This window comes from Streptomyces kronopolitis (assembly GCF_050953795.1).
Taxonomy (GTDB): Bacteria; Actinomycetota; Actinomycetes; order Streptomycetales; family Streptomycetaceae; genus Streptomyces; species Streptomyces kronopolitis_A.
This window is the reverse complement of sequence record NZ_CP191850.1, coordinates 3,700,207-3,724,712: the sequence shown is the minus strand read 5'-3', so window position 1 is coordinate 3,724,712 and position 24,506 is coordinate 3,700,207. Positions and strand designations below refer to the sequence as shown.

Here is a 24,506-nt window from a genome sequence, read left to right as displayed (position 1 = left end):
CATGGCGGAAAACAACCCGCTGAAGGTCCACAACCTCCGGCCCGCCCCGGGTGCCAAGACCGCCAAGACCCGTGTCGGTCGTGGTGAGGCGTCCAAGGGTAAGACCGCTGGTCGTGGTACCAAGGGCACCAAGGCCCGTTACCAGGTTCCGGAGCGCTTCGAGGGCGGGCAGATGCCCCTCCACATGCGCCTCCCGAAGCTGAAGGGCTTCAAGAACCCCGCCCACAAGCAGTTCCAGGTCGTGAACCTGGACAAGCTGGCCGCGCTCTACCCGCAGGGTGGCGAGGTCACGGTGGCCGATCTGGTCGCCAAGGGCGCGGTGCGCAAGAACGAGCTCGTCAAGGTGCTCGGCGCCGGCGAGGTCTCCGTGGCGCTGCAGGTTTCGGTTGACGCCGTTTCCGGCTCCGCCAAGGAGAAGATCGCCGCTGCCGGCGGCAGCGTGACCGAGCTCATCTGAGCTGTTCGGTTCAACTGACCGGGGATGCCCATCGATTGGGGCATCCCCGGTTGGTCGTTCCACGGGGGTTCCGTCGCCGGTAAGGTGGCATGGACCGTTATTTCCGGGGCCCAGGCCCCGGCCCCCGCCGCGCGGACCGTTTTCCGCGTGGTTGTGGCCGCCAAGTATTCGTCGATCCTCAAGACCGTCACCTCCCGCATTCGAGGCGGGAGGCGCAGGAGGCACCGTGCTCACCGCGTTCGCCCGAGCGTTCAAGACGCCCGACCTGCGCAAGAAGCTGCTGTTCACGTTGGGCATCGTGGTGCTCTACCGGATCGGCGCACACGTCCCGGTCCCCGGGGTGAACTACGCGAACGTCGAGACCTGCATGAAGCAGGCCGGCGGCAACAGCGGGTTGTTCGCCCTGGTGAACATGTTCAGCGGTGGTGCGCTGCTGCAGATCACGATCTTCGCGCTGGGGATCATGCCGTACATCACGGCGAGCATCATCCTCCAGCTGCTGACCGTGGTGATCCCGCGGCTGGAGGCCCTCAAGAAAGAGGGGCAGTCCGGCCAGGCGAAGATCACCCAGTACACCCGCTATCTGACCGTGGCGCTCGCCATCCTGCAGGGCACCGGCCTGGTGGCCACCGCCCGCAGCGGTGCGCTCTTCCAGAGCTGCCCGGTCGCCACCGAGATCGTGCCCAGTGACTCGATCTTCACCACCATCACCATGGTCATCACGATGACCGCCGGCACCGGCCTGATCATGTGGCTCGGTGAGCTGGTGACCGACCGCGGCATCGGAAACGGCATGTCGATCCTGATGTTCATCTCGATCGCCGCCGGCTTCCCGGGCGCGCTGTGGCAGATCAAGGCCCAGGGCAAGCTGGCCGACGGCTGGATCGAGTTCTTCTCGGTCATCGCGGTCGGCCTGGCGATGGTCGCGCTGGTGGTCTTCGTCGAGCAGGCCCAGCGGCGCATCCCCGTGCAGTACGCGAAGCGGATGATCGGCCGCCGGTCCTATGGCGGTACGTCCACGTACATCCCGCTCAAGGTGAATCAGGCGGGTGTGATTCCCGTCATCTTCGCGTCATCGCTGCTCTACATTCCAGCCCTCATCGCACAGTTCAGCGGGTCGAAGGCGGCATGGGCGACGTGGATCGCCACCAACTTCACCAAGGGAAATCACCCGGTTTACATCGTTACGTACTTCCTGCTGATCGTGTTCTTCGCCTTCTTCTACGTGGCCATCAGCTTCAACCCCGAAGAAGTTGCCGACAACATGAAGAAGTATGGTGGCTTCATCCCGGGTATCCGGGCTGGTCGCCCGACGGCCGAGTACCTCAGCTACGTGCTCAACCGGATCACGTGGCCGGGCTCGCTGTACCTGGGGCTGATCGCGCTCGTACCAACAGTGGCGTTGGTGCTTTTCAACGCGAACCAGAACTTCCCGTTCGGCGGGACGAGCATCCTCATCATCGTGGGTGTGGGCCTGGAGACCGTGAAGCAGATCGAGAGCCAGCTTCAGCAGCGCAACTACGAAGGGTTCCTCCGCTGATGCGAATCGTCCTCGTCGGACCCCCGGGGGCCGGCAAGGGTACGCAGGCTGCGTACCTTGCCAAGAACCTCGCGATCCCGCACATCTCCACGGGGGACCTGTTCCGCGCCAACATCAGTCAGGGCACGCCCCTGGGTGTCGAGGCGAAGTCATACATGGACGCCGGCAACCTGGTCCCCGACTCGGTGACCATCGGGATGGCCGAGGACCGTATGGAGCAGGCCGACGCCGCCGAGGGTTTCCTCCTCGACGGCTTCCCGCGCAACCTCGGCCAGGCCGAGGCGCTGGACGAGTACCTCAAGAACAGCGGCCTCAAGCTGGACGCGGTTTTGGACCTGGAGGTCCCCGAGGAGGAGGTCGTCAAGCGGATCGCCGGCCGGCGCATCTGCCGCAACGACTCCAGCCACGTCTTCCACGCGGAGTACAACAAGCCGAAGGCCGAGGGCGTCTGCGACGTCTGCGGCGGCGAGCTGTACCAGCGGGACGACGACCGCGAGGCGACCGTCCGCAAGCGGCTGGAGGTCTACCACACGGAGACCGAGCCGATCATCGACTACTACAAGGACCAGGATCTGGTCGTCACGATCCCGGCCCTCGGCAAGGTCGAAGAGGTCACCAAGCGCGCGATGGACGCCCTCCAGCGCGGCGCATAAGCAGCAGACCGACGGCCGCGGTGCCCCTGGTGGGTACCGCGGCCGCGGCGTATCCGGGGTGCGCCGGTCCGGCGCACGAACGGTTACCGTAGGCAGCGACCATCGAGTGAAAGACCACAGCGGCGGTCCGCCGGCCCCGCGGGAGCGGCGGCGGCCCGGCCGCGGAGGAAGGCCGTAATGGTGGAGATCAAGACCCCCGAGCAGATCGCCAAGATGCGCGAGGCGGGGCTGGTGGTCGCCGCCATCCACGCGGCCACCCGTAAGGCCGCGGTGCCGGGCGCCACGACCAAGGACCTGGACGACGCGGCACGCGCGGTGCTCGCCGAGCACGGAGCGAAGTCGAACTTCCTCGGGTACGGCGGCTTCCCCGCGACGATCTGCACCTCGGTCAACGACGTGGTGGTCCACGGCATCCCCGACAGCGACACGGTGCTGCGGGACGGCGACCTGATCTCCATCGACTGCGGCGCGATCATCGACGGCTGGCACGGCGACGCGGCCTACACGGCCTTCGTCGGCACCGGTCACTCCGACGAGCTGATCGAGCTCAGCCGGGTCACCGAGGAGTCGATGTGGGCGGGCATCGCGGCCGTCGCCAAGGGCAACCGGTTGGTCGACATCTCCAAGGCGATCGAGGGCTACATCCGCCGCCAGCCGCGGCCGGCCGGCGGTAAGTACGGCATCGTCGAGGACTACGGCGGCCACGGCATCGGCTCGCAGATGCACATGGACCCGCACCTGCTGAACTACGTCGACCGCAAGCGCGGCCGCGGCCCCAAGCTGGTGCCCGGCTTCTGTATCGCCATCGAGCCGATGGTCAATCTCGGCACGGCCAAGACCCACGTCCTGGACGACGACTGGACGGTCAAGTCGAACGACGGCAGCTGGTCCTCGCACTGGGAGCACTCGGTCGCGCTGACCGAGGAGGGCCCGCTGGTGCTCACCGCCCCGGACGGCGGCAAGGCCAAGCTCGCCGAGCTGGGCATCACGGTGGCGCCCGACCCCGCCGCCCGGTCGTAAGGACCGCGGGGCACCCCCGCGAGAGGGGCCGGACCGGGGCGTACGGCGCCCGTGCGGCATAAGGATCACTCGCGGTGGGCAATAATGCTGGATTCGTCTTTTCCCAGGCACTGACGTAGACTGACGCGTCGGCTCTCGTGCATCCGTATGCCCTCTTGGTTGAGGGCGCGAGGCGAGAGAGTCGATCAAGGTAGCCGATTCGAAGGGCGAAGCGTGGCCAAGAAGCAAGGTGCCATCGAGATCGAGGGCACCGTGATCGAGTCCCTCCCGAACGCCATGTTCAAGGTGGAGCTCCAGAACGGTCACAAGGTCCTCGCGCACATCAGCGGCAAGATGCGGATGCACTACATCCGTATCCTCCCGGATGACCGGGTCGTCGTGGAGCTTTCTCCCTACGACCTGACGCGTGGCCGGATCGTCTACCGCTACAAGTAGATCTTGTCGCCGCCCCGCTCCCGTGGGGTGACGGCACTGACCCGGAGAACCTCACATCCCATGAAGGTCAAGCCGAGCGTCAAGAAGATCTGCGACAAGTGCAAGGTGATCCGCCGCCACGGCCGGGTCATGGTCATCTGCGACAACCTGCGCCACAAGCAGCGCCAGGGCTGACGCACGCCGACCACCTGCATTTCGCAGTTTTCGCGCGACGCAACACATACGTACATACGCAGTCACCCGACCCCCGCATCTCTCGCGTGGGACGACACCCCCGGCTCGGAGGCCGGGGACCCGGCTCGTAATTCTCCAGAGTCTTACGGGAACGGTGCTGTGGAAGACCTCCGAATAGCCATCAGGAGCCACATCAATGGCACGCCTCGCAGGCGTTGATCTCCCGCGCGAAAAGCGCGTGGAGGTCGCCCTCACCTACGTCTTCGGTATCGGGCGGACGCTCTCGCAGCAGACCCTTGCCGCCACCGGCGTGGACCCGAACACCCGGGTTCGCGACCTGGCCGAGGAAGACCTGATCAAGATCCGCGAATTCGTGGACAACAACCTCAAGACCGAGGGTGACCTCCGTCGCGAGATCCAGGCCGACATCCGCCGCAAGGTCGAGATCGGCTGCTACCAGGGTCTGCGTCACCGTCGTGGTCTGCCGGTGCACGGTCAGCGCACCAGCACGAACGCCCGTACCCGCAAGGGTCCGCGTCGCGCGATCGCCGGCAAGAAGAAGCCGGGCAAGAAGTAGTCCTCAGCAGGACGCTCACCAGCGGTCTTCGCTGTAGGACCGACCACCTCCACGGGAGTAATGAATGCCTCCGAAGGGCCGTACGGCCGGCGCCAAGAAGGTGCGCCGCAAGGAGAAGAAGAACGTTGCCCACGGGCACGCTCACATCAAGAGCACGTTCAACAACACGATCGTCTCGATCACGGACCCCACGGGCAACGTGATCTCTTGGGCCTCTGCCGGCCACGTCGGCTTCAAGGGCTCGCGCAAGTCCACCCCCTTCGCCGCGCAGATGGCCGCCGAGTCGGCCGCCCGCCGCGCGCAGGAGCACGGCATGCGCAAGGTCGACGTCTTCGTCAAGGGTCCCGGCTCCGGCCGTGAGACCGCGATCCGCTCCCTCCAGGCCACCGGCCTCGAGGTGGGTTCGATCCAGGACGTCACGCCCACCCCGCACAACGGATGCCGCCCGCCCAAGCGTCGCCGCGTCTGACCACCCTTGAAGTAGGAGACAACTAGACAATGGCGCGTTACACCGGGGCCGACTGCAAGCGTTGCCGTCGGGAGAAGCAGAAGCTCTTCCTCAAGGGGAGCAAGTGCGAGAGCGCGAAGTGCCCGATCGAGATCCGTCCTTACCCCCCGGGTGAGCACGGTCGCGGGCGCACCAAGGACAGCGAGTACCTGCTCCAGCTTCGTGAGAAGCAGAAGTGCAGCCGTATCTACGGTGTCCTTGAGAAGCAGTTCGTGAACTACTACAAGGAAGCGAACCAGAAGACCGGCAAGACCGGTGAGAACCTTCTGCGCATCCTTGAGACCCGCCTCGACAACGTGGTCTACCGGGCCGGCTTTGCCAAGTCCCGCGACCACGCCCGTCAGCTGGTGCGTCACGGACACATCACCGTGAACGGCCGCAAGACCGACATTCCGTCGGCCCGCGTGGCCGTGAACGACATCGTCGAGGTCCGCGAGGGCTCTCGGACCCTGACCCCCTTCGAGGTGGCCAAGGCCGAGGCCGGCGAGAAGACGGTTCCGGCCTGGCTGGAAGCGATTCCGTCGAACCTGCGGATTCTCGTGCACAGCATGCCCGAGCGCCAGGTGATCGACACCCAGGTGCAGGAGCAGCTGATCGTTGAGCTCTACTCCAAGTAAGAGCTGACCGGTGGGGGCGGTACGGAGCGTCAAGCGCCGTGCCGCCCGTACCCTTGTCAGTACAGCGGGCGTCAAATAGCGGGCGTCCACGACTGAAGGATCGAACACCATGCTGATTGCTCAGCGTCCCTCGTTGACCGAAGAGGTCGTCGACGAATACCGCTCCCGGTTCGTGATCGAGCCGCTGGAGCCGGGCTTCGGCTACACCCTCGGCAACTCCCTGCGTCGCACCCTCCTCTCCTCGATCCCCGGTGCTGCCGTGACCAGCATCCGGATCGACGGGGTCCTGCACGAGTTCACCACCGTGCCGGGCGTCAAGGAGGACGTCACCGACCTGATCCTCAACATCAAGCAGCTGGTCGTCTCCTCGGAGCACGACGAGCCCGTCGTGATGTACCTGCGCAAGCAGGGCCCGGGTCTGGTCACCGCCGCGGACATCGCCCCGCCGGCCGGCGTCGAGGTGCACAACCCCGACCTGGTCCTCGCCACGCTCAACGGCAAGGGCAAGCTGGAGATGGAGCTGACCGTCGAGCGCGGTCGCGGCTACGTCTCCGCCGTGCAGAACAAGCAGGTGGGCCAGGAGATCGGCCGTATCCCGGTCGACTCCATCTACTCGCCGGTGCTCAAGGTCACCTACAAGGTCGAGGCGACCCGTGTCGAGCAGCGCACCGACTTCGACAAGCTGATCGTCGACGTCGAGACCAAGCAGGCCATGCGTCCGCGTGACGCCATGGCGTCGGCCGGAAAGACCCTGGTCGAGCTGTTCGGTCTGGCCCGCGAGCTCAACATCGACGCCGAGGGCATTGACATGGGCCCGTCCCCGACGGACGCCGCCCTCGCCGCCGACCTGGCGCTGCCGATCGAGGAGCTGGAGCTCACGGTCCGCTCCTACAACTGCCTCAAGCGTGAGGGCATCCACTCCGTGGGTGAGCTCGTGGCGCGCTCCGAGGCCGACCTGCTCGACATCCGCAACTTCGGTGCGAAGTCGATCGACGAGGTCAAGGCGAAGCTGGCCGGCATGGGCCTGGCCCTCAAGGACAGCCCGCCCGGATTCGACCCGACCGCTGCCGCCGACGCCTTCGGCGCCGACGACGACGCGGACGCCGGGTTCGTGGAGACCGAGCAGTACTGAGTTTTCCGGCTGGGGTCCGGGGCCACGCCCCGGGCCCCAGCCGTGCGTGATCTTCCGCGGGGCGGCCGCCTCGTGGGAACTGACACCGGTACCTGATACGGCCGGTGCAGCAATGAAGGAGAAACACCATGCCGAAGCCCGCCAAGGGTGCCCGTATGGGCGGCAGCGCGGCGCACGAGCGTCTCATGCTGCGCAACCTGGCCACCGCGCTCTTCGAGCACGGCCGCATCACGACGACCGAGGCCAAGGCCCGCCGTCTGCGTCCGTACGCCGAGCGTCTGGTGACCAAGGCGAAGAAGGCGGACCTGCACAACCGCCGCCAGGTCATGCAGCTGATCTCGGACAAGAGCGTCGTCCACACGCTCTTCACCGAGATCGCCCCGCGGTTCGAGAACCGTCCGGGTGGCTACACCCGCATCACCAAGATCGGTAACCGCCGTGGCGACAACGCGCCCATGGCCGTCATCGAGCTGGTGGAGGCCCTGACCGTGGCCCAGCAGGCCACCGGTGAGGCCGAGGCCGCGACCAAGCGTGCGGCCAAGGACGCCGAGGCCACCGCGGCGGAGTCCACCGAGGCTCCCGCCGAGGAGTCCAAGGACGCCTGAGGCACCGTCTCGCGATGAGCGGGTCCGCCCTTCGGGGCGGGCCCGCTTTCGTGTGTGCGGGGCCGTCCGTGGCGTGAGGGAGGATTGCTGACGTGAGTGACGAAGTGGAGCCCGGGTTCGTACGGGTGCGGCTGGACCTGTCGTACGACGGAGCGGAGTTCTCCGGCTGGGCCAAGCAGCCCGGCGGCCGACGGACCGTGCAGGGAGAGATCGAGGACGCGCTGCGGACGGTGACGCGGTCCACACAGACCTATGAGCTGACCGTCGCCGGGCGGACGGACGCGGGGGTGCACGCGCGGGGCCAGGTGGCGCACGTCGACCTGCCGTCCGAGGTGTGGGCCGCGCACGCGGACCGGCTGCTGCGGCGGCTGGCCGGGCGGCTGCCGAAGGACGTGCGGGTCTGGCGGGTCGGTGAGGCCCCGTACGGCTTCAACGCGCGGTTCTCGGCGGTCTGGCGGCGCTATGCCTACCGGGTGACCGATCACCACGGGGGCGTGGATCCGCTGCTGCGCAGCCATGTGCTGTGGCACGACTGGGAGCTGGACGTCGACGCCATGAACGAGGCGTCGCGGGCGCTGCTGGGGGAGCACGACTTCGCGGCGTACTGCAAGCGGCGGGAGGGCGCGACGACGATCCGCACCCTGCAGCGGCTCAGCTGGGAGCGGGGCGCGGACGGGATCATCACGGCGACCGTGCGGGCCGACGCCTTCTGCCACAACATGGTGCGCTCGCTGGTGGGCGCGATGCTGTTCGTCGGGGACGGGCACCGGCCGCCGGACTGGCCCGGCAAGGTGCTGGCGGCCGGGGTGCGGGACTCCGCGGTGCACGTCGTGCGGCCGCACGGGCTGACGCTGGAGGAGGTCGGCTATCCGGCCGACGAGCTGCTGATGGCGCGCAACCTGGAGGCGCGGAACAAGCGGACGCTGCCGGGGGCCGGCTGCTGCTGAGGCGGCGGGGCGCCCCGCCCGGCGGGGGCGCCACCGGCCGGCGTCAGGAGTGGCCGGCCTTGCGCCGGGCTTCCTTGAGCTGGCGCTCGGCGGCCTTCGCGGCCTGGTCCTTGCCGCGCTGGGTGATCTGGGTGAAGGCGTAGGCCCCGCCGTCCCGGGCGATCTGCCGGGCCCTGGTCTCGGAGCCGGTGACGTCCTTGCCGTTGAGGTAGCCGGCGATCGTGAAGTAGGCGTAGCGGCCCGTGGCGTTGGTCGCCATCCGGCACTTGGTGCCCTGGCAGAAGTCCGAGGGGACCCCGCCGCCGGCCAGCGGCATCAGGTTGGGCCTGCCCTCGTTCATGACCTTGGCGGCCCCGGCGGGCGAGTCGAAGACCGCGACGCCGATGGTGACCGCGACGCCGCCCTTGGAGTACGTGGCCCGCAGCAGCTGCTTGCAGCCGTTGTGGGACAGCGAGGAGACCAGCGCGCCCTGGGCGGCGGCGGTGCAGTCCTTCGTGCCGGCGGTGGCGGTGCGCGGGTAGCTGTGCTCGCCGACGACCATGGTCTTCTGCGGGAAGAGGGTGGCCGGGGTGAGCGGCGCGGTGTCCTTCTTCGGGTCGGTGATGTAGTCCCGCGGGTTCGGCGGGGGCGGCACCGAGACGTCGGGGAAGGACGGCTTGTCGTCCGGGGCCGCGGCCTGGTCGGACGCGGTGGGTGCGGCCGTCGCGCCGCCGCTCGCGGAGCCGCCGCCGCTCGCCATGACGGCCGCGGTGACGATGCCGGCCACCGCGAGGGTCGCCAGGGCGCCGCCGACGATCCACAGTCGGCGTTTGCGGCGGGACCGTGCCTCGCTCTCCTCGGCGAGCGCGCCCCAGTCCGGCGTGGACGACGAAGATCCCCCGGGGCCGTCGAACGGCCCCCCTTGCCCAAAGCTCATGCCGCGCATCCTAATCGGGTTGGTGGAACGCGGAACGACCGGTGACAATCCCGCTCATGGGACATCTTGAGGCCGGGCATCTGGAGTACTACCTGCCGGACGGGAGGGTCCTGCTGGGAGACGTGTCCTTCCGAGTGGGGGAGGGCGCGTCGGTCGCACTGGTGGGAGCCAACGGCGCCGGGAAGACGACGCTGCTGCGCCTGATCGCGGGGGAGCTGCAGCCGCACGGCGGGGCGGTCACGGTCAGCGGCGGACTGGGCGTGATGCCGCAGTTCGTGGGCTCGGTCCGCGATGACCGTACGGTGCGTGACCTGCTGGTTTCGGTGGCGCAGCCGCGGATCAGGGCGGCGGCCGCTGCGGTGGACGCCGCCGAGCTGGCCATGATGAGCGCCGAGGGCGACGACGAGGCCGCGCAGATGAGCTACGCCCAGGCGCTCAGTGACTGGGCCGAGGCGCGCGGCTACGAGGCCGAGACGGTCTGGGACATGTGCACCACGGCCGCGCTGGGGATGCCGTACGAGAAGGCGCAGTGGCGGCAGGTGCGCACGCTGTCCGGGGGCGAGCAGAAGCGGCTGGTGCTGGAGTCGCTGCTGCGCGGTACCGACGAGGTGCTGCTGCTGGACGAGCCGGACAACTATCTGGACGTCCCCGGCAAGCGCTGGCTGGAGGAGCAGCTGCGGACCACCCGCAAGACCGTGTTGTTCGTCTCCCACGACCGGGAGCTGCTGGCCCGCGCCGCGGAGAAGATCGTCAGTGTCGAGCCGGGCCCGGCGGGCTCCGACGTCTGGGTGCACGGCGGGGGCTTCGGCACGTACCACGCCGCGCGCAAGGAGCGCTTCGCCCGCTTCGAGGAGCTGCGGCGGCGCTGGGACGAGAAGCACGCGCAGCTGAAGAAGCTGGTGATCTCGCTGCGGCAGGCCGCCTCGGTCAGCCACGAGCTGGCCTCGCGCTACGCGGCGGCGCAGACCCGGCTGCGGAAGTTCGAGGAGGCCGGGCCGCCGCCGGAGCCGCCGCGTGAGCAGGACATCACGATGCGGCTGCGTGGCGGGCGCACCGGCGTCCGGGCGGTGACCTGCGAGGGTCTGGAGCTGACCGGTCTGATGCGCCCGTTCGACCTGGAGATCTTCTACGGCGAGCGGGTCGCGGTCCTGGGCTCCAACGGCTCTGGCAAGTCGCACTTCCTACGTCTGCTGGCCGGGGACACCGACCGTCCCGTCGCGCACAACGGCAGCTGGAAGCTGGGCGCCCGGGTGGTCCCCGGCCACTTCGCCCAGACGCACGCCCACCCCGAGCTGATGGGCCGCCCGCTGCTCGACATCCTGTGGACCGAGCACGCCAGGGACAAGGGCCAGGCCATGTCGGCGCTGCGCCGCTACGAGCTGGAGAAGCAGGCCGAGCAGCGCTTCGAGCGGCTCTCCGGCGGCCAGCAGGCCCGCTTCCAGATCCTGCTGCTGGAGCTGGCCGGCACCACTGCCCTGCTGCTCGACGAGCCGACGGACAACCTGGACCTGGAGTCCGCTGAGGCGCTCCAGGAGGGGCTGGAGGCGTACGAGGGCACGGTGGTGGCGGTGACCCACGACCGGTGGTTCGCGAAGGCCTTCGACCGGTTCCTGGTGTTCGGGTCGGACGGGCTGGTGCGCGAGACCTCCGAGCCGGTGTGGGACGAGCGCCGGGTGGAGCGGAAGCGGTAGCGGGCGCGGCCGTCCGGCGGGCCGTGACGGCGGGCGCCGGGCGGCGGATGCCCGCCGTGGGGGGCAGGGTACCGACGGTGACCGGACGGTGAGCGGCGGTCCGGAACCGCACGCCGGTTCGGGGCGTGTTTTGACCCCACTGGGGACGGCCCGGTATTCTGCCAGTTCGTTATGCGTATTGGCTTGCTCTATCTCACGTGAGGGGCCCTTACGCCGGTCCCTGGGCCGATAACCAGCGGCGGACGATCGGGTTGCGTCACCCGTAGTGCCGCCCTGCTGTGTGTCAGCCACGGCGACCAGTACAGGACCCATTCACTCAGAAGCGAAGGCTAAGACGTGCGTACGTTCAGCCCCAAGCCCGGCGATGTCCAGCGCCAGTGGCACATCATTGACGCGCAGGACGTTGTCCTGGGCCGTCTGGCCACCCAGGCCGCGACCCTCCTGCGGGGCAAGCACAAGCCGGTCTACGCGCCGCACGTTGACATGGGTGACTTCGTCATCATCGTCAACGCCGACAAGGTGCACCTGTCCGGCAACAAGCGGACCCAGAAGATGGCCTACCGTCACTCCGGTTTCCCGGGTGGTCTGCGCTCCGTCCGTTACGACGAGCTGCTCGACAAGAACCCCGAGAAGGCCGTCGAGAAGGCCATCAAGGGCATGCTCCCCAAGAACACCCTCGGCCGTCAGATGCTCTCGAAGCTGAAGGTCTACGCGGGTGCCGAGCACCCGCACGCTGCGCAGCAGCCGGTCCCGTTCGAGATCACCCAGGTCGCGCAGTAAGTCCGGCCACCCCCTAAGACGACAGAGAATCTGAGGAGCATCGTGGCTGAGACCACCCCCGAGACCCCGCTGGACGAGGTTGAGGTCGAGGAGTACACCACCGAGACCGAGGTCGTGGAGTCGGAGTACACCTCCGAGTCCCTCGCGTCCCGCTTCGGCGACCCGCAGCCGGCGGCCGGCCTGGGCCGTCGCAAGAACGCCATCGCCCGCGTCCGGATCGTCCCGGGCACCGGCCAGTGGAAGATCAACGGTCGTACCCTTGAGGGCTACTTCCCCAACAAGGTGCACCAGCAGGAAGTCAACGAGCCCTTCAAGGTGCTCGAGCTCGACAACCGCTACGACGTCGTGGCCCGCATCTCCGGCGGCGGCATCTCCGGCCAGGCCGGTGCGCTGCGCCTGGGCGTGGCCCGTGCGCTGAACGAGGCGGACGTCGACAACAACCGCGGCGCGCTGAAGAAGGCCGGATTCCTCAAGCGTGACGACCGTGCGGTCGAGCGCAAGAAGGCCGGTCTGAAGAAGGCCCGCAAGGCGCCGCAGTACAGCAAGCGCTAACCGCGCGCTGCTCCATGCAGCCCTTGGCGTACGCCCCGGTGGCACCTCCGTGCTGCCGGGGCGTTCGGCTATCCGGGACCGGACGCGTATACCTGGACGTACATCTCTGGTCCAAGCTCATCTACTCGGAGGACACCTGTGGGACGACTCTTCGGCACGGACGGTGTGCGCGGTGTCGCCAATGCGGACCTGACGGCGGAGCTGGCGCTCGGTCTGTCGGTCGCTGCGGCGCACGTACTCGCCGAAGCGGGCACCTTCGAAGGTCACCGGCCGGTGGCCGTGGTCGGGCGTGATCCACGCGCCTCCGGGGAGTTCCTGGAGGCCGCGGTCGTCGCCGGCCTGGCCAGTGCCGGGGTGGACGTGCTGCGGGTGGGTGTGCTCCCGACCCCGGCGGTCGCGTATCTGACCGGCTCGCTCGGCGCGGACCTCGGTGTGATGCTCTCGGCCAGCCACAACGCGATGCCCGACAACGGCATCAAGTTCTTCGCCCGCGGCGGCCACAAGCTCGCCGACGAGCTGGAGGACCGGATCGAGCGGACCTACCGTGCGCACAGCTCCGGTGAGCCCTGGGAGCGGCCGACCGGCGCCGGCGTGGGCCGGGTCACCGTCTACGACGAGGGCTTCGACAACTATGTCGCGCACCTCGTCGGGGTCCTGCCCAACCGCCTGGACGGGCTGAAGATCGTCATCGACGGCGCGCACGGCGCGGCGTCGCGGGTCTCGCCCGAGGCGTTCGCCCGGGCCGGCGCCGATGTCATCACCCTCGGCACCGAGCCCGACGGCCTGAACATCAACGACGGCTGCGGCTCCACCCACCTCGCGCTGCTGCGCGCGGCCGTCGTCGAGCACGGCGCCGACCTGGGTGTCGCCCACGACGGCGACGCGGACCGCTGCCTGGCCGTGGACCGCGAGGGCAACGAGGTCGACGGGGACCAGATCCTCGCGGTGCTGGCGCTGGGGATGCGCGAGGCCGCCACGCTGCGCAAGAACACCGTGGTCGCCACCGTCATGTCGAACCTGGGCTTCAAGCTGGCCATGGAGCGCGCGGGCATCGAGCTGGTCCAGACGGCGGTCGGCGACCGCTACGTCCTGGAGGAGATGAAGGCGCACGGCTTCGCGCTGGGCGGCGAGCAGTCCGGGCACGTCATCGTGCTGGACCACGCCACCACCGGTGACGGCACGCTGACCGGTCTGATGCTGGCCGCGCGGGTCGCCGCGACCGGCCGGCCGCTGGCCGAGCTGGCGGGCGTCATGGAGCGGCTGCCGCAGATCCTCATCAACGTCCCCGACGTCGACAAGTCGCGGGTGGCCACCTCGCCCGAGCTGACCGCGGCGGTCACCGAGGCGGAGCGGGAGCTGGGGGCGACCGGGCGGGTGCTGCTGCGGCCCTCCGGCACGGAGCCGCTGGTGCGCGTGATGGTGGAGGCGGCCGACATCGAGCAGGCCCGGGCGGTGGCCGGACGGCTGGCCGACGCGGTCAAGTCCGCGCTGGGCTGAGCCGCGGCGGGGTGCTTCGGCGGGCGGGTTCCTGACGGTGGTCAGGCGCCCGCCCGTTCGCGTCGGCGGGCGCGGGCCCACACGGCCTTCTGGGCCAGGAGCGTGAGCACGCCGGCCAGGACGATGCCGACGAGGTTCAGCAGGAGCTGTTCCATGGAGTGCCAGGCCTGCCCGTATTCGCCGTAGCCGAGGGCGACGGCGGCGTTGGCGGCCGCCGGGACCGTGGTGACGGAGATGGCCACCCCGACCAGGGCACCCGACTTTGCGGAGGTCAGCGAGAGCACCCCGGCGCAGCCGGCGAGCACGGCGACGACGAAGGAGGTCCAGTCGGGCCGGTAGATGAAGTTGGTGTTGGGCCGCGCCGCGTCCAGGTCGGTGAGGCGGAAGAGCCCGACCGCGTCCATGAGGTGGGTGAAGCCCACGGTCGCGAGCATGGCCACCGCGAACCCGACGACCAGGGCCAGCACCGAGCGCCAGGCCAGTCGCGGGGCGCGGCGCACCATCGCGGTGCAGATGCCGGCAACTGGACCGAACTCCGGGCCGACCGCCATCGCGCCGACGATCAGGATGGCGTTGTCGAGCACCACGCCACACGCCGCGATCATCGTCGCCAGGGTCAGGAACGCGAGGTAGGTGACCGAGAGCGTCGACTCCTCGTGGGTGGCTTCGGTGAGGGACTCCCACAGCACCGCGTCCGCGCCCTCGCCGGGCGCGTCCCGCTCCGCCCGGTCCGCGTGCCGGGACAGCGACAGGGCCACGTCCTCCACGGCGATCGAACCGGACTCGTCGATGCCCAGTGCCCGCAGGTCGGCGAGCAAGCCGTCGCCCGCCTCGCGCGCCACGTCGCACAGCACGACATCGCCCCGCGGATCGCGGGCGGCGCCGGTGAACACGATCAGGTGGGTGGTGCCGACGGTGTCCTCCAGCAGTCGGAGGACCGCGGGTGTGCGGTCGGCGGGCACGATCAGACGCAGGTGCAGCACGGGTGACGGGCTCCCTCGGGGTTCAGAGCTTGCGCAACGACAGCCGCTGCACCTTGTGGTCCGGCCCCTTGCGCAGGACCAGGTTCGCGCGGCCGCGGGTCGGGGCCACGTTCTGCTGCAGGTTGGGCTTGTTGATGGTCCGCCACATCTTCCGGGCGTAGTCGAGGGCCTCGTCCTCGGAGACCTGGGTGTACTTGCGGAAGTACGAGAACGGGTTCTGGAAGGCGGTCCGGCGCAGCTTGCGGAAGCGGCCGAGGTACCACCGCTCGATGTCCTCGGTGCGGGCGTCGACGTAGACGGAGAAGTCGAAGAAGTCGGCGAGGCCCAGGCGGGTGCGGCCGTCCTTGCCGGGCAGCGCCGGCTGGAGGACGTTCAGCCCCTCGACGATGAGGATGTCCGGGCGGCGCACGGTCAGCCGCTCGTCGGGCACGATGTCGTAGATCAGGTGGGAGTAGACGGGCGCGGAGACCTCGGCCCGGCCGGACTTCACATCGGCGACGAAGCGGGTCAGCGCCCGGCGGTCGTAGGACTCCGGGAAGCCCTTGCGGGACATCAGGCCGCGGCGGTGCAGCTCGGCGTTGGGGAAGAGGAAGCCGTCGGTGGTGACCAGCTCCACCCGGGGGTGCTCGGGCCAGCGGGCCAGCAGCGCCTGGAGCAGCCGGGCCGTGGTGGACTTGCCGACCGCCACGCTGCCCGCGACCCCGATGACGAAGGGGGTGCCGGTCTGGGGGCCGCCGCCCGCGTCGCCGAGGAAGGTGTTGAGCGCGCCGCGCAGGTTGCTGGTGGCGCCGACGTAGAGGTTGAGGAGCCGGGACAGCGGGAGGTAGACGTCGCGGACCTCGTCGAGGTCGATGACATCACCGAGCCCCCGCAGCCGTTCGACCTCCTCGGCCGTCAGGGGCAGCGGGGTCTTCTCCCGCAGGGCGCTCCACTGCGCGCGCGTCAGATCGACGTACGGGGAGCTGTCGGCGCGGCGTCGGTGCTGCGGATCGGTCGTCGGGGGCACGCGCCCATTGTGCGCAGGCGTCACGTGCCGTTCACCTCCGGGTGCCAGGCTGACGTCTGCGAGTGGGGTTGTGCCTGTCAGGGCGGGCTTGGGTGCATCTCCCCCTTGCTGTCTGTACCCGAATGGATATTGCCCGGTACGGTCGGTGGCGGGGACACGCCCGCCCAGGGCCGTGGACGACGCAAGGGGGCACGTGTGGGAGCGCGTAAGGCCGGTCTGCTGGGACAGCGACCGTGGGGGAGGACCGCGAGCACGGTCCGCGGCCGGGGTACGAAGGCCGCGTCGGACTGTTTCGCCGCGCGGGTGTACGCCGAGCTGGCGGAGGATCTGCCGGACGAGGACCTGGGCGAGGACCTCGCCGATTTCCTGGAGCGCTACGAGCCGGTCAGCGGGCTCGGCGTGGACGCGGAGGCGGATGAGGAGTTCCTGGAGACGGTGCGTGAGGCGCACGACCGGATAGCGCTCGGGTACTGACCTCCGGGCCGCGGTGGGCCGGCCGTGACCCGCCGCCACGTGCACCGCGGGCCGCAGGGGCCCGCAGCGTACGCTGCCCCCATGTGCGGAATCGTGGGATATGTGGGCGGGCAGAGCGCCCTGGACGTCGTCCTGGCCGGACTGAAGCGGCTGGAGTACCGCGGCTACGACTCGGCGGGTGTGGCTGTACTTGCCGACGGCGGACTGGCCGCGGCCAGAAAGGCCGGCAAACTCGCCAATCTGGAGAAGGAGCTGGCGGACCGTCCGCTGCCCACCGGCGCGGCCGGCATCGGGCACACCCGGTGGGCCACCCACGGCGCGCCCACCGACGCCAACGCCCATCCGCATCTGGACAACGCCGGCCGGGTCTGCGTCGTGCACAACGGCATCATCGAGAACTTCGCCGCCCTGCGCGCCGAACTCACCGACCGCGGGCACGAGTTGACGTCCGAGACCGACACCGAGACGGTGGCCCACCTGCTGGCCGAGGCCTACTCGTCCTGCGGGGAGCTGGCCGAGGCGATGCGGCAGGTGTGCCGCCGGCTGGAGGGCGCCTTCACGCTGGTCGCGGTGCACGCCGACGAGCCGGACGTGGTGGTCGGGGCGCGCCGCAACTCCCCGCTGGTGGTGGGGGTCGGGGACGGTGAGGCCTTCCTCGCCTCGGACGTCGCGGCGTTCATCGCGCACACCCGTGAGGCGATCGAGCTGGGCCAGGACCAGGTCGTGGAGCTGCGCCGGGAGGCGGTGACGGTCACCGGCTTCGACGGGGCGCCCGCCGAGGTGCGGGAGTACCACGTCGACTGGGACGCCTCGGCCGCCGAGAAGGGCGGCTACGACTACTTCATGCTCAAGGAGATCGCCGAGCAGCCGAAGGCCGTCGCGGACACCCTGCTGGGCCGGATCGACGCCTCGGGGGTGCTGTCCCTGGACGAGGTGCGGATCCCGCCGGAGGTGCTGCGCGAGGTCGACAAGGTCGTCATCGTGGCGTGCGGGACGGCGTACCACGCGGGGATGATCGCCAAGTACGCGATCGAGCACTGGACGCGGATCCCCTGCGAGACCGAGCTGGCCAGCGAGTTCCGCTACCGCGACCCGATCCTGGACCGGCACACCCTGGTCATCGCCATCAGCCAGTCCGGCGAGACCATGGACACCCTGATGGCGCTGCGGCACGCCCGTGAGCAGGGCGCGAAGGTGCTCGCCATCTGCAACACCAACGGGTCGACCATCCCGCGGGAGTCGGACGCGGTGCTGTACACCCACGCCGGGCCCGAGGTCGCGGTGGCGTCCACGAAGGCGTTCTTGACCCAGCTGGTGGCCTGCTATCTGGTGGCGCTGTACGTGGCGCAGGTGCGGGGCACGAAGTGGGGCGACGAGATCCGGGCGGTGGTGCGCGAACTCGCCGCCATCGGCACCCAGGTCGAGCAGGTGCTCGGCACGATGGAGCCGGTGCGGGAGCTGGCGCGCAGCCTCGCCGACAAGAACACGGTGCTCTTCCTCGGCCGGCACGTGGGCTATCCGGTGGCACTGGAGGGCGCGCTCAAGCTCAAGGAACTCGCGTACATGCACGCGGAGGGCTTCGCGGCCGGCGAGCTGAAGCACGGGCCGATCGCGCTGATCGAGCAGGACCTGCCGGTGGTGGTGGTCGTGCCGTCGCCGCGCGGGCGGTCCGTGCTGCACGACAAGATCGTGTCCAACATCCAGGAGATCCGGGCCCGCGGCGCGCGGACCATCGTGATCGCGGAGGAGGGCGACGAGACGGTGGTGCCCTACGCCGACCACCTCGTACGGATCCCGCGGACGCCGGTGCTGCTGCAGCCGCTGGTGTCCACGGTGCCGCTGCAGGTCTTCGCCTGTGAGCTGGCCACCGCCCGCGGCAACGAGGTCGACCAGCCGCGCAACCTCGCCAAGTCGGTGACCGTCGAATGATCATCGGGGTGGGGATCGACGTGGCGGAGATCGAGCGCTTCGGGGCGGCGCTGGACCGCACGCCCGAGCTGGCGGGGCGGCTGTTCCTCCCCTCGGAGCTGTGTCTGCCGAGCGGGGAGCGCCGCGGCACCGCCTCGCTGGCGGCCCGGTTCGCCGCGAAGGAGGCGCTGGCCAAGGCGCTGGGGGCGCCGGGCGGGCTGCACTGGAGCGATGCCGAGGTGTACGTCGAGGACAGCGGGCAGCCGCGGCTGCGGGTGCGCGGGACGGTCGAGGCGCGCGCCGCGGAACTCGGCGTCCGGTCCTGGCACGTCTCGCTGAGCCATGACGCGGGCGTGGCCTCCGCCGTGGTGATCGCCGAGGGGTAGGGGTGCGGCGGCGGGCGGGAAATCCGCCACGCCCCGCCGACGAGGGGCGAGACTTGGCGGTATGAGGACTGCCTACAGCGTGGAGACCGTGCGGGCCGCCGAGCGGGAGCTCATGGCCCGGCTGCCCGAAGGGGCCCTGATGCAGCGGGCCGCGGCCGGACTGGCCGTGGCCTGCGCGGAGTTGCTGGGACGGGTGTACGGCGCCCGGGTGGTGCTGCTGGTGGGCAGCGGCGACAACGGCGGCGACGCGCTGTACGCCGGTGCCCGGCTGGCGCGGCGGGGGGCCGGGGTGGCGGCCGTGCTGCTGTCGCCCGAACGGGCCCACTCCGGCGGGCTCGCCGCCTTGCGGTCGGCCGGCGGGCGGGTGTCGGGCGACGCGCCGCGGGACCTCGCCCGGGCCGATCTGGTGGTGGACGGCATCGTCGGGATCGGGGGACGCGGCGGACTGCGGCCCGAGGCGGCGCAACTGGCGCGGGCGGCCCGGGAGTCGGCGCCGGTGCTGGCCGTCGACCTGCCGAGCGGGGTGGACGCGGACACCGGCGAGGTGAGCGGGGAGGCGGTACGGGCCGACGCCACGGTGACCTTCGGCGCGTACAAGCCGGGCTTGCTGACCGACCCGGCGCGGGAGCGGGCCGGCGCGCTGCGGCTGGTGGACATCGGGCTCACGCTGCCGCCGGAGGCCGCCATGGAGGCCCTGCAGCACGCGGACGTGGCACGGCTGCTGCCGCGCCCGTCGGCCGAGAGCGACAAGTACCGGCGGGGCGTGGTGGGGGTGGTCGCCGGGTCCGCGCGGTATCCGGGCGCGGCGGTGCTCGCGGTGGCCGGGGCGCTGCGCGGCGGCGCGGGCGCGGTGCGCTACGTCGGCCCGGCCGCGGCCGCGGTCCTGGCCCGCTTCCCGGAGACGCTGGTGCACGCCGGGCCGCCGGACAAGGCCGGGCGGGTACAGGCGTGGGTGATCGGGCCCGGGATCGGGGACGAGTCGGACGCGCTGGAGGACGTGCTGGCGTCGGACGTGCCGGTGCTGGTGGACGCCGACGGGCTGCGGTTCCTGACGCCGCGGCGGGTGCGGGAGCGCGGTGCGCCGACGCTGCTGACGCCGCATGCCGGGGAGGCGGCGGCGCTGCTGGGGTGCGGGCGCGCGGAGGTCGAGGCGGCACGGCTGGCGTCCGTACGGGAGTTGGCGCGCGACTTCGGCGCCACGGTGCTGCTCAAGGGGTCGACGACGCTGGTCGCGGCGGCCGGCGGCCCGGTGCGGGTGAACCCCACCGGAACCGGCTGGCTGGCGACGGCCGGCAGCGGGGACGTGCTGTCGGGGGTGACGGGCTCGCTGCTCGCCGCGGGACTGCCGGCCCTGGACGCGGGATCCGTCGGCGCGTACCTGCACGGGCTGGCCGCGCGCCGGGCGGCCGGACGGGAGGGCGCCCCGATCCTCGCCTCGGAGGTGGCCGCCCATCTGGACGCGGCCTGGCGGGATGTGACGGCTTGACAGTTCTCCCGTGAGGCGTTACGCCCCGCGGGGGAACGGGGCGGGCACCAGGGCGAACCTGGCGTGCGGAGGGCTTGTATGACCGCACGGCCACGGCATGCGTGAGGGCATGAAACGCACCTTCTCGGCGCTGCTGGTCTGCGCCTCGCTGCTCGCCGCCGCCGGACCGTCCGCGGTGGCCGTCGCCCCGTCGTCCGCGCCGTGGCGGGTGCCCGGACCGGTCCCCGGCCTCGCGCGGGAGCCGGGCCGGGCGCCCGCGGTCTCCCCGGACGGGGTGCCGCGGCCGCACCTGGAGTACGTGCCGCGGTCCGAGGCGGTGCGCCGGGGCCTGCGGGAGCCGGCGTGCAGCCGGACCACCGGGCCCTACCAGCGGCAGGCGGAGCGCTATCTGGGGCGCGAGGTGGACGGGCGGCAGAGCGAGGGGGACTGCCGGGCGATCCGGCGCTTCCAGCAGGAGCACCGCATCGCGCCGGCCACCGGGTTCGCCGGGCCGGTCACCGGTGCCACGGTGCGGGTGCTGCGGGCCAGGAAGGACCCCAACCGGGCCGGACACTGCCCCGACACCGCCGAGCGCACGGCCTGCGTCGATCTCAACCGGCAGCTGATGTGGGTGCAGCAGGACGGGCGGGTGCTCTTCGACCCGGTCACGATCCGCTCCGGCGCGCCGACGATGGAGACCCGCACCGGGTCGTACCGGATCTATCTGCGCCACCGGCGGCACATCTCGAACCTCTACCACACGGCCATGCCCTACGCGCAGTTCTTCGACCGCGGGGAGGCGCTGCACGGCGTCTACGAGGACATCTACTCCGGGCCGGGCTCGCACGGCTGCGTCAACCTCACCATGACGGACGCGCGCAGGGTCTGGGAAGTGCTGAGGAAGGGCGACGTCGTGTACGTCTGGGGGCGGAAACCCGGCGTGTGAGCACGGTTTCCCCGCCCGTCCCCCGGGGTGTCGTGGTGCCGCCTGCGACACTGAGGGGGATGAACGAGACAGCGAAGCGCGCCCGCGCCACCATCGACCTCGCCGCCGTGCGGTCGAATGTGCGTGCCCTCAAGGAGCGCGCACCCCGGGCAGAGCTGATGGCCGTGGTCAAGTCCGACGGCTACGGACACGGGGCGGTGCGCTGTGCGCGCGCCGCCCGTGAGGCCGGCGCCGGCTGGCTGGGCACGGCGCTGCCTGAGGAGGCGTTCGCGCTGCGGGCGGCCGGCGACACCGGACGGCTGATGTGCTGGCTGTGGACGCCGGGCGGCCCCTGGCGCCGGGCCGTCGAGCAGGACATCGACATCTCCGTGAGCGGGCTGTGGGCACTGCGCGAGGTGACCGCGGCCGCGCGGGAGTGCGGCCGCACCGCCCGCGTCCAGCTCAAGATCGACACCGGTCTCGGCCGCAACGGCTGCGCGCCCGCCGACTGGCCGGAGCTGACCGCCGCGGCCCGCGCCGCCGAGGCGGAGGGCACGCTGCGGGTCACCGGCGTCTGGTCGCACTTCGCCTGCGCCGACGAGCCCGGCCACCCCTCGATCGCCCTCCAGCTGACCGCCTTCCACGAGGCGTTGGCGATCGCCGGGCGGGCCGGGCTGCGTCCCGAGGTCCGGCACCTCGCCAACACCCCGGCGCTGCTGACCCTCCCCGAGGCGCACTTCGACCTGGTCCGCACCGGCATCGGGATCTACGGCATCTCACCCAGCCCCGAGCTCGGCACCTCGCAGGAGCTGGGGCTGCGGCCGGCGATGACGCTGGAGGCCGCGCTGGCGTCGGTCAAGCGCGTCCCGGGCGGCCACGGTGTGTCGTACGGGCACCAGTACACGACGCCCGGCGAGACGACCCTGGCGCTGGTCCCGCTCGGCTACGCCGACGGCATCCCGCGGCACGCCTCCAACAGCGGCCCGGTGCTGGTCGCCGGCGCGTGGCGCACGGTCGCCGGGCGGATCGCGATGGACCAGTTCGTGGTCGACCTGGGCGGCGACCGCGCCGAGCCGGGCGACCGGGCGGTGCTGTTCGGCCCCGGCGACGGCGGCGAGCCGACCGCCGAGGACTGGGCCAGGGTGGCCGGAACCATCGGCTATGAAATCGTCACCCGGATCGGAACCCGGGTCCCGCGCGTCCATGTGGACAGCGCCACACGCAGCGAAGCCGGAGGAGACCGCACGCTCACGGGGGGTACGGCATGACCGAGGGGCAGGAGGCCGCCGCACAGGCGGTGGAGGCGGCGGCCGAGGCCGCCGGAAACTGGGCGCGGGCGGGCCGGCACGCCGGTATCGCCGGCGCCGCCATCGGCGTGGTCGCGGCGGGTGCCGCGGCCGGGGTGGCGATAGAGCGGATGACCGTCGGCCGCGGGATGCGCCGCCGGGCCCGGCTCGCGCTGGACGCCGCCGGCCCGTACGGCACGCTGCGCGGCACACCGGGCGCGGCGATCGCCGAGGACGGCACCGAGCTGTACTACGAGGTCGACGAGCCGGGCCCGGAGCCGGGCCGTCCGGAGAAGGACGCGCGGACGGGCAAGGGCGCCAGGAGCGCCGGGAGCGGCAAGGGCGACCGGTCGGCCAAGCCCGTCCGTGGCAAGGAGGCCCGTGCCGCGCAGGAGGCGCACAGCGGTCTGCGCAAGCGGCTGACCGCGGCGCTCGGCCGGCGGGGCACGGCTCCCACGGTCGTTTTCAGCCATGGCTACTGCCTCAGCCAGGACTCCTGGCACTTCCAGCGCTCGGCGCTGCGCGGCACGGTCCGCACCGTCCACTGGGACCAGCGCAGCCACGGCCGCTCCTCGCGCGGCCACGCCCAGATCGACGGCACCGAGGAGGTCACCATCGACCTGCTGGGCCGCGACCTGAAGGCGGTGCTGGACGCCGCGGTCCCCGAGGGGCCGATCGTGCTGGTCGGGCACTCCATGGGCGGGATGACGGTGATGGCGCTGGCCGACCAGTTCCCGGAGTTCGTCGCGGAGCGGGTGGTCGGGGTGGCCCTGATCGGCACGTCCGCGGGGCGGCTCAGCGAGGTCACCTACGGGCTGCCGTCGATGGGCATGAAGGCCTTCCACTGGCTCGCGCCGGGCGTCCTCAGGGCGCTGGGCTGGCAGCACGAGATCGTCGAGCGCGGGCGCCGGGCCACCGCCGACCTCTTCGCGGGGCTGATCAAGCGCTATTCGTTCGGGACACCGGAGAAGGTGGACCCGGGCATCGCGCGGTTCGGCGAGCGGTTGATCGAGGCGACCCCGATCGATGTGGTCGCCGAGTTCTTCCCGGCCTTCGCGGTGCACGACAAGACCGAGGCGCTGGTGGCGTACGACGCGGTGCCCGCGCTGGTGCTCGCCGGGGAGAGTGATCTGATCACCCCCGCCGACCACAGCCGGACGATCGCCGAGGTGCTGCCCGACGCCGAGCTGGTGTGCGTCCCGGAGGCCGGCCACCTGGTGATGCTGGAGCGGCCCGAGCTGGTCAACGAGCATCTGGTGTCGCTGGTGGAGCGGGCGAGCGCGGCGGCCCGCAGCTCCCGGCACGCCCGCGCCTGAACCCTCCGCCCGGGTGGCCCGGCCGGCCCGCTCCGCACCTGCGCCGGGCCCCCGACCAGGCATGATCCACTCGCCGGGCGGTCCGCCCGGAACCCGGCCCGGAAGCGCCACCGCGTCCGGGCCGTACCATTTGCGGCATGAGCACCACCGGCGCGATGGCGCACGTAACCGTCAAGTCCCCCGACCGGATGCAGGAGTTGGGCCGTCGGCTGGCCCCGCTGCTGCGCCCCGGCGACCTGGTGCTGCTCACCGGTGAGCTGGGGGCCGGCAAGACCACGCTGACCCGCGGCCTGGGGGAGGCGCTGGGCGTGCGCGGCGCCGTCACCTCCCCCACGTTCGTCATCGCCCGGGTCCACCCCTCGCTGACCGGCGGCCCCGCGCTGGTGCACGTCGACGCCTACCGGCTCGGCGGCGGCCTGGACGAGATGGAGGACCTCGACCTCGATGTCTCGCTGCCGGAGTCGGTGGTGGTCGTGGAGTGGGGCGAGGGCAAGGTCGAGGAGCTGTCCGAGAACCGGCTCCAGGTGGTCATCGGGCGCGCCATGGGCAGTGACGGGGTGCCGGAGTCCGACGCGGACGACGTCCGTGAGGTGACGGTGACCGGCCTCGGCCCGCGCTGGGCGGACGCCGGGCTGCCCGCCCTGGAGGCCTGCTGA

At 71.1% G+C, this 24,506-nt stretch carries 27 protein-coding genes; 24 read left to right on the top strand and 3 right to left on the bottom strand.

The features are described from left to right. Position 1: 1 nt before the first annotated feature. From rplO to truA, 12 genes are all read left to right on the top strand, one after another. Complete coding sequence (gene rplO / locus ACQP17_RS16285) at positions 2-457, top strand: 50S ribosomal protein L15 (RefSeq protein WP_189101096.1); 456 nt, start codon at positions 2-4, stop codon at positions 455-457. Positions 458-683: 226 nt separating this feature from the next. After that, positions 684-1,997, top strand: coding sequence for a preprotein translocase subunit SecY (gene secY, locus ACQP17_RS16280; protein WP_364880215.1), 1,314 nt, complete (start codon positions 684-686; stop codon positions 1,995-1,997). Then, positions 1,997-2,650, top strand: a complete 654-nt coding sequence (locus tag ACQP17_RS16275) for an adenylate kinase (RefSeq protein WP_433856962.1) — start codon at positions 1,997-1,999, stop codon at positions 2,648-2,650. The genes secY and ACQP17_RS16275 overlap by 1 nt, the downstream gene beginning before the upstream one ends. A 177-nt stretch (positions 2,651-2,827) precedes the next feature. Continuing rightward, complete coding sequence (gene map / locus ACQP17_RS16270) at positions 2,828-3,670, top strand: type I methionyl aminopeptidase (protein ID WP_364880212.1); 843 nt, start codon at positions 2,828-2,830, stop codon at positions 3,668-3,670. 213 nt (positions 3,671-3,883) lie between these two features. Further along, positions 3,884-4,105 (top strand): translation initiation factor IF-1, encoded by a 222-nt coding sequence (gene infA, locus ACQP17_RS16265; protein WP_003956442.1) that lies wholly within the window; start codon positions 3,884-3,886, stop codon positions 4,103-4,105. Between the two features lie 60 nt (positions 4,106-4,165). After that, positions 4,166-4,279, top strand: a complete 114-nt coding sequence (gene rpmJ, locus ACQP17_RS16260; protein WP_003956441.1) for a 50S ribosomal protein L36 — start codon at positions 4,166-4,168, stop codon at positions 4,277-4,279. A 196-nt stretch (positions 4,280-4,475) separates the two neighbouring features. Next, entirely contained in the window at positions 4,476-4,856 is a 381-nt protein-coding gene (gene rpsM, locus ACQP17_RS16255; RefSeq protein WP_129295752.1) for a 30S ribosomal protein S13, read from the top strand. 64 nt (positions 4,857-4,920) lie between these two features. Continuing rightward, on the top strand, positions 4,921-5,325 hold the full coding sequence (gene rpsK, locus ACQP17_RS16250; RefSeq protein WP_004571845.1) for a 30S ribosomal protein S11: 405 nt from the start codon (positions 4,921-4,923) through the stop codon (positions 5,323-5,325). A gap of 29 nt (positions 5,326-5,354) precedes the next feature. Then, positions 5,355-5,981: a 30S ribosomal protein S4 gene (rpsD, locus tag ACQP17_RS16245; protein ID WP_249637718.1), complete on the top strand. Its 627-nt coding sequence runs from the start codon at positions 5,355-5,357 to the stop codon at positions 5,979-5,981. Between the two features lie 109 nt (positions 5,982-6,090). Beyond that, complete coding sequence (locus ACQP17_RS16240; RefSeq protein WP_003956430.1) at positions 6,091-7,113, top strand: DNA-directed RNA polymerase subunit alpha; 1,023 nt, start codon at positions 6,091-6,093, stop codon at positions 7,111-7,113. A 128-nt stretch (positions 7,114-7,241) separates the two neighbouring features. Beyond that, positions 7,242-7,718 (top strand): 50S ribosomal protein L17, encoded by a 477-nt coding sequence (rplQ, locus tag ACQP17_RS16235; RefSeq protein ID WP_433856961.1) that lies wholly within the window; start codon positions 7,242-7,244, stop codon positions 7,716-7,718. A gap of 92 nt (positions 7,719-7,810) precedes the next feature. Then, on the top strand, positions 7,811-8,665 hold the full coding sequence (truA, locus tag ACQP17_RS16230; protein WP_433856960.1) for a tRNA pseudouridine(38-40) synthase TruA: 855 nt from the start codon (positions 7,811-7,813) through the stop codon (positions 8,663-8,665). A gap of 43 nt (positions 8,666-8,708) precedes the next feature. On the opposite strand, the gene ACQP17_RS16225 is transcribed toward truA, so the two are convergent. Next, positions 8,709-9,581 (bottom strand): hypothetical protein, encoded by an 873-nt coding sequence (locus tag ACQP17_RS16225; RefSeq protein ID WP_433856959.1) that lies wholly within the window; start codon positions 9,579-9,581, stop codon positions 8,709-8,711. Between the two features lie 56 nt (positions 9,582-9,637). Between ACQP17_RS16225 and ACQP17_RS16220 the strand changes: the two genes are divergently transcribed. The 4 genes from ACQP17_RS16220 (at position 9,638) to glmM (ending at position 14,101) form a co-directional block, all read left to right on the top strand. Beyond that, a complete protein-coding gene (locus ACQP17_RS16220) occupies positions 9,638-11,272 on the top strand; it encodes an ATP-binding cassette domain-containing protein (RefSeq protein ID WP_433856958.1) in 1,635 nt (544 codons plus the stop codon). Positions 11,273-11,608: 336 nt separating this feature from the next. Then, complete coding sequence (gene rplM / locus ACQP17_RS16215) at positions 11,609-12,052, top strand: 50S ribosomal protein L13 (protein ID WP_362605970.1); 444 nt, start codon at positions 11,609-11,611, stop codon at positions 12,050-12,052. 42 nt (positions 12,053-12,094) lie between these two features. Continuing rightward, positions 12,095-12,604: a 30S ribosomal protein S9 gene (rpsI, locus tag ACQP17_RS16210; RefSeq protein ID WP_159744876.1), complete on the top strand. Its 510-nt coding sequence runs from the start codon at positions 12,095-12,097 to the stop codon at positions 12,602-12,604. Between the two features lie 138 nt (positions 12,605-12,742). Then, the gene (glmM, locus tag ACQP17_RS16205; RefSeq protein WP_433856957.1) at positions 12,743-14,101 is read left to right on the top strand and encodes a phosphoglucosamine mutase; all 1,359 of its coding nucleotides are present in this window, start codon (positions 12,743-12,745) and stop codon (positions 14,099-14,101) included. A gap of 41 nt (positions 14,102-14,142) precedes the next feature. On the opposite strand, the gene ACQP17_RS16200 is transcribed toward glmM, so the two are convergent. Beyond that, a complete protein-coding gene (locus ACQP17_RS16200) occupies positions 14,143-15,084 on the bottom strand; it encodes a DUF389 domain-containing protein (RefSeq protein WP_433856956.1) in 942 nt (313 codons plus the stop codon). Positions 15,085-15,106: 22 nt separating this feature from the next. Then, positions 15,107-16,090, bottom strand: coding sequence for a type I pantothenate kinase (coaA, locus tag ACQP17_RS16195; RefSeq protein ID WP_433856955.1), 984 nt, complete (start codon positions 16,088-16,090; stop codon positions 15,107-15,109). Positions 16,091-16,285: 195 nt separating this feature from the next. Between coaA and ACQP17_RS16190 the strand changes: the two genes are divergently transcribed. The 8 genes from ACQP17_RS16190 to tsaE all read left to right on the top strand — a co-directional run bounded on the left by ACQP17_RS16190 (position 16,286) and on the right by tsaE (position 24,506). Beyond that, a complete protein-coding gene (locus ACQP17_RS16190; protein ID WP_364880200.1) occupies positions 16,286-16,564 on the top strand; it encodes a hypothetical protein in 279 nt (92 codons plus the stop codon). Between the two features lie 81 nt (positions 16,565-16,645). Continuing rightward, a complete protein-coding gene (gene glmS / locus ACQP17_RS16185; protein WP_433856954.1) occupies positions 16,646-18,493 on the top strand; it encodes a glutamine--fructose-6-phosphate transaminase (isomerizing) in 1,848 nt (615 codons plus the stop codon). After that, a complete protein-coding gene (locus tag ACQP17_RS16180) occupies positions 18,490-18,858 on the top strand; it encodes a holo-ACP synthase (RefSeq protein WP_189101073.1) in 369 nt (122 codons plus the stop codon). Before glmS ends, ACQP17_RS16180 begins: the two co-directional genes overlap by 4 nt. Before the next feature lie 61 nt (positions 18,859-18,919). Then, on the top strand, positions 18,920-20,344 hold the full coding sequence (locus tag ACQP17_RS16175) for an NAD(P)H-hydrate dehydratase (protein ID WP_433856953.1): 1,425 nt from the start codon (positions 18,920-18,922) through the stop codon (positions 20,342-20,344). Positions 20,345-20,453: 109 nt separating this feature from the next. Continuing rightward, complete coding sequence (locus tag ACQP17_RS16170; protein WP_433856952.1) at positions 20,454-21,269, top strand: L,D-transpeptidase family protein; 816 nt, start codon at positions 20,454-20,456, stop codon at positions 21,267-21,269. Positions 21,270-21,328: 59 nt separating this feature from the next. Continuing rightward, positions 21,329-22,516, top strand: coding sequence for an alanine racemase (gene alr, locus ACQP17_RS16165; protein ID WP_433856951.1), 1,188 nt, complete (start codon positions 21,329-21,331; stop codon positions 22,514-22,516). Next, positions 22,513-23,850, top strand: coding sequence for an alpha/beta fold hydrolase (locus ACQP17_RS16160; RefSeq protein ID WP_433856950.1), 1,338 nt, complete (start codon positions 22,513-22,515; stop codon positions 23,848-23,850). Before alr ends, ACQP17_RS16160 begins: the two co-directional genes overlap by 4 nt. A 137-nt stretch (positions 23,851-23,987) precedes the next feature. Continuing rightward, the gene (gene tsaE / locus ACQP17_RS16155; RefSeq protein ID WP_433856949.1) at positions 23,988-24,506 is read left to right on the top strand and encodes a tRNA (adenosine(37)-N6)-threonylcarbamoyltransferase complex ATPase subunit type 1 TsaE; all 519 of its coding nucleotides are present in this window, start codon (positions 23,988-23,990) and stop codon (positions 24,504-24,506) included.

Excerpts from the sequence above, each read along its gene's own strand:
- rplO (WP_189101096.1), top strand. The coding sequence starts at position 2 with ATGGCGGAAAACAACCCGCTGAAGGTCCACAACCTCCGGCCCGCCCCG.
- ACQP17_RS16275 (WP_433856962.1), top strand. The coding sequence starts at position 1,997 with ATGCGAATCGTCCTCGTCGGACCCCCGGGGGCCGGCAAGGGTACGCAG.
- map (WP_364880212.1), top strand. The coding sequence starts at position 2,828 with ATGGTGGAGATCAAGACCCCCGAGCAGATCGCCAAGATGCGCGAGGCG.
- rpmJ (WP_003956441.1), top strand. The coding sequence starts at position 4,166 with ATGAAGGTCAAGCCGAGCGTCAAGAAGATCTGCGACAAGTGCAAGGTG.
- rpsM (WP_129295752.1), top strand. The coding sequence starts at position 4,476 with ATGGCACGCCTCGCAGGCGTTGATCTCCCGCGCGAAAAGCGCGTGGAG.
- rpsK (WP_004571845.1), top strand. The coding sequence starts at position 4,921 with ATGCCTCCGAAGGGCCGTACGGCCGGCGCCAAGAAGGTGCGCCGCAAG.
- rpsD (WP_249637718.1), top strand. The coding sequence starts at position 5,355 with ATGGCGCGTTACACCGGGGCCGACTGCAAGCGTTGCCGTCGGGAGAAG.
- ACQP17_RS16240 (WP_003956430.1), top strand. The coding sequence starts at position 6,091 with ATGCTGATTGCTCAGCGTCCCTCGTTGACCGAAGAGGTCGTCGACGAA.
- rplQ (WP_433856961.1), top strand. The coding sequence starts at position 7,242 with ATGCCGAAGCCCGCCAAGGGTGCCCGTATGGGCGGCAGCGCGGCGCAC.
- ACQP17_RS16225 (WP_433856959.1), bottom strand. The coding sequence starts at position 9,581 with ATGAGCTTTGGGCAAGGGGGGCCGTTCGACGGCCCCGGGGGATCTTCG.
- ACQP17_RS16220 (WP_433856958.1), top strand. The coding sequence starts at position 9,638 with ATGGGACATCTTGAGGCCGGGCATCTGGAGTACTACCTGCCGGACGGG.
- glmS (WP_433856954.1), top strand. The coding sequence starts at position 16,646 with ATGTGCGGAATCGTGGGATATGTGGGCGGGCAGAGCGCCCTGGACGTC.
- ACQP17_RS16180 (WP_189101073.1), top strand. The coding sequence starts at position 18,490 with ATGATCATCGGGGTGGGGATCGACGTGGCGGAGATCGAGCGCTTCGGG.
- ACQP17_RS16175 (WP_433856953.1), top strand. The coding sequence starts at position 18,920 with ATGAGGACTGCCTACAGCGTGGAGACCGTGCGGGCCGCCGAGCGGGAG.
- ACQP17_RS16170 (WP_433856952.1), top strand. The coding sequence starts at position 20,454 with ATGAAACGCACCTTCTCGGCGCTGCTGGTCTGCGCCTCGCTGCTCGCC.
- alr (WP_433856951.1), top strand. The coding sequence starts at position 21,329 with ATGAACGAGACAGCGAAGCGCGCCCGCGCCACCATCGACCTCGCCGCC.
- ACQP17_RS16160 (WP_433856950.1), top strand. The coding sequence starts at position 22,513 with ATGACCGAGGGGCAGGAGGCCGCCGCACAGGCGGTGGAGGCGGCGGCC.
- tsaE (WP_433856949.1), top strand. The coding sequence starts at position 23,988 with ATGAGCACCACCGGCGCGATGGCGCACGTAACCGTCAAGTCCCCCGAC.